Source organism: Cellulomonas biazotea (assembly GCF_004306155.1).
Classification (GTDB): Bacteria; Actinomycetota; Actinomycetes; order Actinomycetales; family Cellulomonadaceae; genus Cellulomonas; species Cellulomonas biazotea.
Genome location: NZ_BIMR01000156.1, coordinates 1 through 10492, shown reverse-complemented (window position 1 = coordinate 10492; position 10492 = coordinate 1). Strand labels below are relative to the sequence as shown.

Below are 10492 nucleotides of genomic sequence, written 5' to 3'. Positions count from 1 at the left end.
GTGCTGTCCGGGTGCACGACCCCGGACAGCACCGCGACGCCGACATCCGCGGTCTCGACCAACGCGGACGGCCTCACCTACGGCTCCGCGATGGGTGCGAGCGGCCGCGACACCGAGCCCGACCTCATCCAGGTCGAGACGGAGGACGGCACCGTCGGCTACGTCCGCAAGGACGACCTGTACGCGGGCGAGCCGGCGAACCCGACCGAGGCCGTCGCGCAGCAGGAGGAGCGGGACCGTGCGGCGCTCGACGCGGCGTACGCGGTCGTCGCCGACGAGCTCGGCGTCACGCCCGACGCCGCGGCCGTCGACCTCGCAGCCGGCACGGCGGCCCTCCAGGCGTTGCGCGAGGCGCGTGCGACAGGGGCCCTCACCGCGCACGCGTCGACGCTGCTCGACGACCTCGTGGCGCTCGGCGCGCCGACGGTGGCACGTGACCCTGGCGCGGACGACGCCGACGTCGCGGTCCGCGTGATCGACGCGGCCGACGCGTCCGGGGTGCGGCTCGTGCCCGTGTACGAGAGCGACGGCCGGACGGTGATCGGTGAGTTCCCCGTCGGGGGCTGACCGTCGGGGCGCGGGCACCCGCCGGGCTTCGCGTCGGCGCCTGAGCTCGGCGAGCAGTGCCCGCGGCGTCGCGGTGGCCACGGCTCTCGTCGGGACCCTCGTCGTGCTCGGGGCTTGCGCGGAGACGTCGCCTCGACCCGAGACGACCGGCAGCCCGCTCGGCCCGTACCGCGAGCTCGCGTACGGCACCGCCGGCGAGCAGGCCGACCGGACCGTCGCGCTCCAGCGGCGCTACGAGGAGCGGGTCGCGACGTGCATGAAGGACGCCGGGTTCGAGTACGTGCCCGTCGTGACGTCGCCCGACTCCGTCGTCCTCGACGAGGACGTGCCGCCGCCCGGATCGAGGGCCTTCCGCGAGCAGTTCGGGTACGGGCTGGCGTCGAGCCCCTGGCAGGACGTCGCGGCCGAGGACGTGCCGGACCCGAACGCCGGGTACCGCGCCGCGCTGACGCCCGGGGCGCAGGCTGCCTTCGACGAGGAGCTGTACGGCACCCCCGAGGTCGACGCCGCGGGGATCACCGCGCAGGTGGGCGGGTGCGCCAACGCCGCGTGGGACGACGTCTACGGCGTCCTCGCGAGCAACCCCGGTTGGGACCGGCTGCTCGCCGAGATGGACGCGCTGCAGGACCGGGCGCTCGACGCGCAGGCCGCGCGCGACGTCGACCGCGCGTGGTCGCAGTGCATGGCCGACCGGGGGCACGTCGGGCTCGCCGACCCCGCGGCCGCCGAGGAGTCCGTGCGCACGCTGCTCGCGGGTGCTCAGGTGCGTGCCGAGGACGGCCTGGTCGCGGCGGACGCCGGGTCGCTCGCGGACGTGGGCGCGGCCGAGGTCACGCTCGCCGTCGCCGACCTCGACTGCCAGGAGCAGGTCGACCTGCGCGGACGCAAGGACGCCGTGCTCCGCACGCTCGAGGAGGAGTTCGTCGAGCAGCACCGTGACGAGCTCGAGGCGTGGGCGCTCGCGGAGCAGGCGCGGCAGGAGTGAGGGCGGGCGTCAGCCGCCCGTGCCACCCGCTCCGCCCGACGCCGCGCCCTGCGCTGCCGACGCCGCGGCGAGCTGCGACGGCGTGCTGCGCAGCAGGCAGAACTCGTTGCCCTCGGGGTCGGCGAGGACGTGCCACGGGACGTCGCCCTGCCCGATGTCGACGCGGGTCGCCCCGAGGTCGAGCAGGCGTCGTAGCTCGGTGGCCTGGTCCGACCCGTCCGGCGGGCGGACGTCGGGGTGCACGCGGTTCTTCACGGACTTCCCCTCGGGCACCCGGAGGAACAGCCAGCTCGTCGCGGAGCCGTCGCCGGGCTCGATCTCGATCTCGTCCTCGTCGGGTTCCTCGTCGACGACGACGCGCCACCCGAGGGCCTCGGCCCACCACGCCGCGAGCGCGGCCGGGTCGTGGGCGTCGATCGAGAGCTGCGAGACGACGAGAGGCATGCGTCGCACGCTAGGGGAGTCGGCGGCGCGGCGCGCGGCGTCAGGGCGCGGAGGCGGTCCCGGGCCCGTCGAGGCGGACGACGCCGGAGTCCAGGTCGACCGGGGGCGCCGCGTCCGAGGCGTGCTGGACGTCGTGCCGCTGCCGGTCCTGCTCCAGGGTCAGGTACTCGTGGTTCGGCTGGAACACGTCGACGACGCCGCCGAACATGCCCGTCGCGGCCGAGCCCGACGGCACCCGCACGCGGGGCCGGCGACGGTCGAACACGCCGCGCGCGACGAGCCGGTCCACCACGACGAGCGTCACGACGACCCCGCCGACGACCCACAGCCACTCCACCGGCCCATGGTCGCACGCGGCCCACGGCGCCCACGGCGGTGCGCGCCCTTGCCCTCGGCGTCGCTTCGCGCCCAGCGCGGCGGTCGTGGGGAAGATCTGTCGCACCCGGCGCGACGGACCTTCCCCACGGCGTCGTGACCGGCGTCCGACGTCGTGACCGTGCCCGGCGCCCGGATCCGACCACGTCGTCCAGCCCTCGGGCGCTGCTACCCGCCGAGGGCCGCGACCTGTGCGGCGTGCGCGTCCGCGACCCACGGCTCGGCGAGGCGCGGGTCGTCCGACCCGCCGCCGGCCAGCGCGTCGAGGTAGGCCCTGTCGGCGTCCAGACGGCGGTCGAGCTCGGCCCGGTCGCCGGGCGTCCCGTGGCCCGGCACGACGGTCTCGACGTCGAACGCGTCGGCGGTCTCCTCCAGCAGGTCGAGCGCCGCACGGTAGTCCGCGACGGGGTCGTCGGCGTCGGTGTCGAGCAGCGGCACCTCGCGGTCGGACAGCAGGTCGCCGCACAGCAGGACGCGTGCGTGCACGACGACGAGCGCGGCGTGGTCGGGCGCGTGCGCGGCGTGCTCGACGACGACGACGTCCGGCCCTGACCAGTCGAGGTGGTCGGTCCCGCGGCGGGGGAACGGCACGGGCGGGATGGGGGCGACCTCGGGCGGTCCGTCGTCCTGGCCCACCGACGCGGCAGCGCGCACGGCGGCGGTGAGCGGGCCGTCGGCGTCGCGCTCGCGGACGACGGCCGCGTGCCAGCCGGCGTCGACGTCGCGTGCGGGGCCGCCCCGCCAGCGCACGAGCCCGTGCAGACCGGGGCCGTCGAGCACGTGGTCCCAGTGGCCGTGCGTCGACCAGACGGCGACGGGACGCCAGCCACGCTGCGCGATCGCCGCGGACAGGCCCGCGACCTCGTGCGCGGTCACGCCCGGGTCGACGACGAGCGCGGTGCCGTCGTCACCGACGACGACCGTGGACGTCGTCGCGTACACGGCGCTCGTCGCGACGTGGACGCCGGGGGCGACCTCGAGGAGCGGCCGCGGGCGGGTGCGCGTCAGTGCTCTCCCGCCGCGAGGGCGGCGGCCCCGACGATGCCCGCGGCGTTGCGCAGCTCCGCGGGGACGATCCGGGTCCGCAGGTCGAGCAGCGGCAGGAACTGCTGGTGGTGCTTGCTCACGCCGCCGCCGACGACGATGAGGTCGGGCCAGAACAGGTTCTCCACGACCGTGAAGTAGCGCTGGAGCCGCTTGGCCCACGCCACCCAGTCGAGGTCCTCGCGGTCGCGGGCGCTGTCCGCGGCGCGTGACTCCGCGTCGTGCCCGTCGATCTCGAGGTGGCCGAGCTCGGTGTTCGGGACGAGGTGGCCGTCGACGACGAGCGCCGACCCGATGCCCGTGCCCAGGGTGACGACGAGGACGACGCCGTCGACGTCCTTCGCGGCGCCGTAGCGGACCTCCGCGAACCCGGCGGCGTCGGCGTCGTTGACGGCGACGACCCGCCGGCCGCTCGCGGCGCCGACGACCGTCTCCACGTTGGTGCCGATCCACGACTTGTCGACGTTCGCGGCGGACTGCGCGACGCCGTGCAGGATGACCGCGGGGAACGTCACGCCGACGGGCACGTCGTCCGCGAGGTCGAAGGACGCGACGACGTCGGCGACGGTCTTGGACACGGCGTCCGGGGTCGCCGGGAGAGGCGTCGGGATCCGCTTGCGGTCGGCCGCGAACTCGCCGGCCGCGAGGTCGACGGGTGCGCCCTTGATGCCGCTGCCGCCGATGTCGACGCCGAACGCGACGGTGTGCGCGTGCGACTTCTTCCCGTGGTGCTTCTTGTCGTGGCTCATGGCAGCGTCAGGATCTCCGCTCCGGTGTCGGTGGCGAGCAGGGTGTGCTCGAACTGGGCGCTGCGGCGGCCGTCGGCCGTCACGACCGTCCAGTCGTCGCCCCACAGCACCCAGTCCGGGGTGCCGAGGTTGAGCATGGGCTCGATCGTGAAGACCATGCCGGGCTGGATGAGCGTGTCGTACGCGGGGGCCGCGTCGTAGTGCGGGATGACGAGGCCGGTGTGGAACGCCGGGCCGACGCCGTGGCCGGTGTAGTCGCGGACCACGCCGTACCCGAACCGCGCCGCGTACTTCTCGATGACCCGGCCGATGACGTTGACCTCGCGGCCCGGCTTGACGGCCTTGATCGCCCGCTCGAGCGCCTCGCGGGTGCGCTCGACGAGCAGGCGCGACTCCTCGTCGACGTCGCCCGCGAGGAACGTGGCGTTGTTGTCGCCGTGCACGCCGCCGATGTACGCGGTGACGTCGACGTTGACGATGTCGCCGTCCTCGACGACGGTCGAGTCGGGGATGCCGTGGCAGATGACCTCGTTGAGCGACGTGCACAGCGACTTGGGGAAGCCCCGGTACCCCAGCGTCGACGGGTAGGCGCCGTGGTCGAGCAGGAACTCGTGCCCGATCGCGTCGAGCGCGTCGGTCGTCACGCCGGGGGCGACGGCGCGGCCGACCTCGGCGAGCGCCTGTGCCGCGAGGCGCGCGGCGACGCGCACGCGCTCGATGGTCTCGTCGTCCAGGACGTCGCTGCCGCGCCATGGCGCCGGCCCGGGACGCCCGACGTACTCGGGGCGGGCGATGGCCGACGGGACGGCCCGCCGGGGGCTCACCGTGCCCGGGACCAGGGCGGATCGTGGCGCGTGCACGGGCGTCATACCTGGCAGTCTACGGACTGCGGGGCGGAGCGGCCCGGGCGGCGACGTCCGCCGGGACCTCCCGGCCCCAGGACCGAGAGGAGCGCACGATGGCCACCGAGTACTGGTTCAACACCGAGACCCACGCGGTCGAGGAGGGTCGCCACAGCGACTGGAGCAAGCTCATGGGCCCGTACCCGACGCGGGAGGCGGCGGAGCACGCGCTCGCGAGGGCGAAGGAGCGCACCGAGGCGTGGGACAAGGAGGAGCGGGAGAGCCGCTGACCCTGCGGGCCGCCGCGTCACCGCGTCAGTCACCGCGTCAGTCACCGCGTGAGTCGCTGCGTCAGCGGCGCACGAGGCGCGCCACGACCGGTCGGTGGTCGCTCGCGCCGGTGCGCGCGAGCACCTCGAAGCCGGTGACCCGCCACGTGCGGCCGTCGACGAGCACATGGTCGATCGGCGCCGCGAGCAGGGTCGGCGCGGCCGCGGGCCATGTGCCGTGCGCGGCCGAGCCGGCAGCCCGGGCGGCGTCGACGCACCGCCCGAGGTCGCGCAGCGCGGGGTGGTCGAGCGTCGCGTTGAGGTCGCCCGCGACGATCGCCCCGGGCGTCGCGACGCACTCCTGGACGACGAGCGCGGTCTCCGTGCGCCACCCGGCCATCGCGGAGCGGCGGTCCGGGGCGCGCGGGTGCGCGGCCACGAGCACCGGTGCCGCGAGCGTGCCGTCGGCCACGGGCGTCGCGCGCACCGAGCCGAGCCGCGTCGCCAGGTCGTCGGCGGCCGGGTAGCGCCCCAGGTCGGTCGAGACGAGCAGCGCGGTGCCGGCGATCCACGGGACGGCGCTCTCGGCCGCGTGCCACTGCACGGGCGACCCGTCCGCCGCCAGCAGGCGTGCGACCTCGCGGGCGGTCGCCGCGGACGTCTCCGGCAGGGCGACGACGTCGGCGTCGTGCCGCAGCACGAGGGCGGCGAGCGTCGGGGCGTCGACGGCGTCGAGCGTGTTGAAGGAGAGCACGACGACCTCGTCGCCTGCCCGCGCCGAGCTCGCGACCGCCCCGGGCGCTGCGGCGGTGGTCGTGTCGGACGCACCGTTCGCCGGGAACGACCGCCAGCCGAGCACCCCGAGCTGTGCGGCGCCGCCGAGAGCCAGCACGACGACGAGCGGGACAAGCCGCCGGCGCGTCCACGGCACGCCGACGAGCACGCCGGCCAGCGCGAGGACCCCGAGCGCCAGGACGGCCCGGAACGACACGAGCTGCGCGACGCCGAACGTCCCGCCCCCGAGGGGCACGGCCAGCACCACGAGCACGACGGCCGCCGCCGCGGCCAGCCCCCAGGACGCGGCGCGGCCGCGCGTCACGCGTCGAACTGGTGGGCGGCGTCCGGGAACGTCCCGCCGCGGACCTCGTCGACGTACGCGGTCGCGGCCGAGCGCAGGGCGGCGCCGACGTCGCCGAACCGCTTGGCGAACCGCGGCGACCAGTCGGTCATCCCGGCCATGTCGACCCAGACGAGCACCTGGCCGTCGCACTGCGCGCCGGCGCCGATGCCGATCGTCGGGACGGCGACGATCTCGGTGATCCGTGCCGCCAGGGGAGCGGGCACCATCTCGAGGACCACGGCGACGGCGCCGGCCTCGACGATCGCGAGCGCGTCCTCGGACAGCTGCTCCGCGGCGACGTCGCCACGCCCCTGCACGCGCGGGCCGCCGAAGCGGTTCTCCGACTGCGGGGTGTACCCCAGGTGCCCGACGACGGGGATGCCCGCGTCGGTGAGCGCACGGATCTGCGGCACGACGCGCTTGCCGCCCTCGAGCTTGACCGCCGAGACGCCGGTCTCCTTCATCATCCGCACGCCCGTGGCGAGCGCCTGCTCGGCCCCCGCCTCGTACGACCCGAAGGGGAAGTCGACGACGACGAACGCCCGCTGCGCGGCGCGCGCGACGGCCCGGGCGGGCGGGATCAGGTCGTCGACCGTGACGGGCAGCGTCGTCGTGTGCCCGTGCATGGTGTTCCCGATGGAGTCGCCGACGAGCAGCATGTCGACGCCGGCCTCGTCGAAGATGCGGGCCGTCACGGCGTCGTAGGCCGTGAGCATCGTGAGCCGTTCGCCGCGCGCCTTCGCCTCGGCGAGGTGGTGCACGCGCACGCGCTTCGGGGTCTGGGTCATGACGGGTGCTCCTGGGGTCCGGTCGGGTGTGCCGAGTCAGGTGGTCCGGGGTGGGGCGTCGGTCAGGGCTCGCGCCAGCGGTTCGTCACCGGCAGGCGCCGGTCTCGCCCGAACGCCAGCGCGGTCACCTTGGGGCCGAGCGGGTACTGCCGACGCTTCCACTCGGCGCGGTCGACGAGCGTGACGACCTTGTCGACGACCGCCGGGTCGAAACCGCGCGCGAGCAGCTCGGCGCGGCCCTCTGCGTGCTCGACGTACGCGTCGAGCACCTCGTCGAGCAGGTCGTACGGGGGCAGCGAGTCCTGGTCGAGCTGGCCGGGCCGCAGCTCCGCCGACGGCGGCTTGGTGATCGACGACTCGGGGATCGGCGGCTGCTCGCCGGCGGCGGCCGCCGCGGCGTTGCGCCACCGGGCCAGCGCCCACACGCGCGACTTGTCGACGTCCTTGAGGGGTGCGAAGCCGCCGATGCTGCCCGCGTCGTAGATGGTCGCGTAGCCCGTCGCGAGCTCCGACTTGTTGCCGGGCGCGATGACGAGGTGGCCCTCGCGGTTCGAGATCGCCATGAGGATGACGCCGCGGACGCGCGCCTGCAGGTTCTCCTCGGCGACGCCCTCGAGCGCGAGGTGCTCCTGGAACGCGTCGACGACCGGGGCGATCGGCTGCACCCGGTAGTCCGCGCCCAGCCGCTTCGCGAGCTCGGCGGCGTCGTCCTTGCTGTGCTCGGAGGAGAACGAGGACGGCATCGAGACGCCGACGACGTTCGCACCACCGATCGCGTCCGCCGCGATCGCCGCGGTGAGCGCGGAGTCGATGCCGCCCGACAGCCCGAGCAGCACCGACCGGAACCCGTTCTTGCGCACGTAGCCCGCGAGGCCCGTGACGATCGCCCGGTACACCTCCTCGTCCGCGTGCAGGGGCGGCGCGAGCTCACCCGGCACGAGCGGCGACCCGGCGTCGGGCAGGTCCCACAGCAGGAGGTGCTCGACGAACTGCGGTGCGCTCGCGAGCAGGGTGCCGTCGGTCGCGACGACGAACGACCCGCCGTCGAACACCAGGTCGTCCTGCCCGCCGACGAGGTTGACGTAGGCGACGGGCGCGTCGACCTCGCGTGCCCGGCGTGCGGCGAGCTCGGCGCGGACGTGGCCCTTGCCCTCCTCGTAGGGGGAGCCGTTGAGCACGACGAGCAGCTCGACGTCGTTCTCGTCCATCTGCGCGACGGGACCGCCGTCCTGCCAGATGTCCTCGCACACGACGACCCCGACGCGACGTCCGCGCACGTCGACGACGCACGTCCGGTCGCCCGAGGTGAAGATCCGGAACTCGTCGAACACGCCGTAGTTCGGCAGGTGGTGCTTGTCGTACCGCGACCGGACCTGCCCGTGCTGCAGGAGCACCGCCTGGTTCGTCGGCAGGCCGCGGTCGTCGGGCGCGGCGGCGTCGCTCTCGCCGTGCTCGCCGACCGTCCCGAGCAGCACCGCGAGCTCGCCCAGACCGGCGTCGACGAGCGCCGTCGCGGTCCGCTGCAGCGCGGCCTCCGCGCCCCGGCGGAACGAGGCCCGCAGCGCGAGGTCCTCGATCGGGTAGCCCGTGAGCGTCATCTCGGGGAACACGACGAGGTCCGCGCCCGCGTCCGCCGCGCGCCGGGACCACGCGAGGACGGCCTCGGCGTTGCCGTCGACGTCCCCGACGCACGTGTCGATCTGCGCGAGGGCGATGCGGAGGCTCGTCATGGCGTCGAGCCTAGTCACCGCCGTGCGGGCCGCCCGCCACGCGAACCGTCCGAAGGGTGCACGATGGCGGCCGGACGGCCCTGCCATCGTGCAGGATGTACGCCATGGACAGGCAGCAGGAGTTCGTGCTCCGCACCGTCGAGGAGCGGGACATCCGTTTCATCCGTCTCTGGTTCACCGACGTGCTCGGGATCCTCAAGTCGGTCGCCGTCGCGCCGGCCGAGCTGGAGAACGCGTTCTCCGAGGGGATCGGGTTCGACGGCAGCGCCATCGAGGGCCTGACGCGCGTGTACGAGGCGGACATGATCGCCCGCCCCGACCCGTCGACGTTCCAGGTCCTGCCGTGGCGCGGGGAGCGGCACGGCACGGCCCGCATGTTCTGCGACCTGCTGACGCCCGACGGCGAGCCGTCGCTCGCGGACTCCCGCACGGTGCTCAAGCGCGCGCTGTCCCGGGCGAGCGAGAAGGGCTTCACCTTCTACACGCACCCCGAGGTCGAGTTCTACCTGTTCGAGGCGCCGGCGGACCCGTCGCAGCCGCTCGTCCCGGTCGACCAGGGCGGGTACTTCGACCACGTCCCGCGCGGCACCGCGCACGACTTCCGCCGCGCCGCGATCACGATGCTCGAGTCGATGGGCATCTCGGTGGAGTTCTCCCACCACGAGGCCGGTCCTGGGCAGAACGAGATCGACCTGCGCTACGCGGACGCCCTGACGACGGCGGACAACATCATGACGTTCCGCACGGTCGTCAAGGAGGTCGCGCTCGAGCAGGGCGTGTTCGCCTCGTTCATGCCGAAGCCGCTGTCCGACCAGCCGGGCTCGGGCATGCACACGCACCTGTCCCTGTTCGAAGGGGACCGCAACGCGTTCCACGAGCCGGGCGGTCACCTGGAGCTGTCGAAGACGGCTCGGTCGTTCATCGCGGGCCTGCTCAAGCACGCCGCGGAGATCACGGCCGTGACGAACCAGTTCGTCAACTCCTACAAGCGGCTGTGGGGCGGCGCCGAGGCGCCGAGCTACGTCTGCTGGGGCCACAACAACCGCTCCGCGCTCGTCCGGGTCCCGCTGTACAAGCCCGGCAAGGGCAACTCGAGCCGCATCGAGTACCGCGCCGTCGACTCCGCGACGAACCCGTACCTCGCGTACGCCGTCATCCTCGCCGCGGGCCTCAAGGGCATCGAGGAGGGGTATGAGCTGCCCGAGGGCGCCGAGGACGACGTGTGGGAGCTGACCGACGCCGAGCGTCGCGCGCTCGGCATCGACCCGCTGCCGCAGTCGCTCGACGCCGCGATCGCGGTGATGGAGCGCTCGGAGCTCGTCGCGGAGACGCTCGGCGAGCACGTCTTCGACTACTTCCTGCGCAACAAGCGCCAGGAGTGGGACGAGTACCGCGCGCAGGTCACGCCGTACGAGCTGCGGCGGTTCCTGCCGGTCCTGTGACGACGTCGACCGCCGTCCGGCGCGGACGGCACGGCCGGCCCGCGCGGCTGGGCCGCCCAGCGCGGCTCGGCCGTCGGGCCCGGGCCGGCAGGGTCGCGTCGTGACGGCCGGGACGCCCGACGGCCGCGGGGTCAGCC

11 protein-coding genes and 1 pseudogene are annotated in these 10492 nt (G+C 74.6%); 4 read left to right on the top strand and 8 right to left on the bottom strand.

The genetic code is table 11. The features are described 5' to 3' along the window. Together CBZ_RS20865 and CBZ_RS10970 are read left to right on the top strand one after the other, a co-directional pair. Nucleotides 1-567 (top strand): annotated as a pseudogene (locus tag CBZ_RS20865) (hypothetical protein); the annotation flags it as partial. 73 nt (nucleotides 568-640) lie between these two features. Then, nucleotides 641-1552, top strand: coding sequence for a hypothetical protein (locus tag CBZ_RS10970; protein ID WP_130781587.1), 912 nt, complete (start codon nucleotides 641-643; stop codon nucleotides 1550-1552). Between the two features lie 9 nt (nucleotides 1553-1561). Here the strand turns inward: CBZ_RS10970 and CBZ_RS10965 are convergent, their stop codons facing one another. The 5 genes from CBZ_RS10965 to map all read right to left on the bottom strand — a co-directional run bounded on the left by CBZ_RS10965 (nucleotide 1562) and on the right by map (nucleotide 5033). Beyond that, complete coding sequence (locus tag CBZ_RS10965; RefSeq protein WP_130781586.1) at nucleotides 1562-1996, bottom strand: VOC family protein; 435 nt, start codon at nucleotides 1994-1996, stop codon at nucleotides 1562-1564. Between the two features lie 40 nt (nucleotides 1997-2036). Beyond that, nucleotides 2037-2333, bottom strand: coding sequence for a DUF6191 domain-containing protein (locus CBZ_RS10960; RefSeq protein ID WP_130781585.1), 297 nt, complete (start codon nucleotides 2331-2333; stop codon nucleotides 2037-2039). A gap of 206 nt (nucleotides 2334-2539) precedes the next feature. After that, nucleotides 2540-3313 carry an MBL fold metallo-hydrolase gene (locus tag CBZ_RS10955; RefSeq protein ID WP_165446738.1) on the bottom strand — a complete coding sequence of 258 codons (774 nt, stop codon included), beginning with the start codon at nucleotides 3311-3313 and terminating at the stop codon, nucleotides 2540-2542. 62 nt (nucleotides 3314-3375) lie between these two features. Then, nucleotides 3376-4164: a polyphosphate--glucose phosphotransferase gene (gene ppgK, locus CBZ_RS10950; RefSeq protein ID WP_130781583.1), complete on the bottom strand. Its 789-nt coding sequence runs from the start codon at nucleotides 4162-4164 to the stop codon at nucleotides 3376-3378. Next, complete coding sequence (map, locus tag CBZ_RS10945; RefSeq protein ID WP_130781582.1) at nucleotides 4161-5033, bottom strand: type I methionyl aminopeptidase; 873 nt, start codon at nucleotides 5031-5033, stop codon at nucleotides 4161-4163. Before map ends, ppgK begins: the two co-directional genes overlap by 4 nt. A gap of 89 nt (nucleotides 5034-5122) precedes the next feature. On the opposite strand from map, the gene CBZ_RS10940 reads away from it, so the two are divergent. Further along, a complete protein-coding gene (locus CBZ_RS10940; RefSeq protein ID WP_130781581.1) occupies nucleotides 5123-5296 on the top strand; it encodes an SPOR domain-containing protein in 174 nt (57 codons plus the stop codon). Between the two features lie 61 nt (nucleotides 5297-5357). On the opposite strand, the gene CBZ_RS10935 is transcribed toward CBZ_RS10940, so the two are convergent. From CBZ_RS10935 to CBZ_RS10925, 3 genes are all read right to left on the bottom strand, one after another. Continuing rightward, nucleotides 5358-6374 carry an endonuclease/exonuclease/phosphatase family protein gene (locus CBZ_RS10935; protein ID WP_130781580.1) on the bottom strand — a complete coding sequence of 339 codons (1017 nt, stop codon included), beginning with the start codon at nucleotides 6372-6374 and terminating at the stop codon, nucleotides 5358-5360. Beyond that, entirely contained in the window at nucleotides 6371-7183 is an 813-nt protein-coding gene (gene panB, locus CBZ_RS10930) for a 3-methyl-2-oxobutanoate hydroxymethyltransferase (protein ID WP_130781579.1), read from the bottom strand. The genes CBZ_RS10935 and panB overlap by 4 nt, the downstream gene beginning before the upstream one ends. 62 nt (nucleotides 7184-7245) lie before the next feature. Beyond that, complete coding sequence (locus CBZ_RS10925) at nucleotides 7246-8913, bottom strand: NAD+ synthase (RefSeq protein WP_130781578.1); 1668 nt, start codon at nucleotides 8911-8913, stop codon at nucleotides 7246-7248. A 104-nt stretch (nucleotides 8914-9017) separates the two neighbouring features. Between CBZ_RS10925 and CBZ_RS10920 the strand changes: the two genes are divergently transcribed. Next, nucleotides 9018-10355 carry a glutamine synthetase family protein gene (locus CBZ_RS10920; RefSeq protein ID WP_130781577.1) on the top strand — a complete coding sequence of 446 codons (1338 nt, stop codon included), beginning with the start codon at nucleotides 9018-9020 and terminating at the stop codon, nucleotides 10353-10355. Nucleotides 10356-10492: the final 137 nt, after the last annotated feature.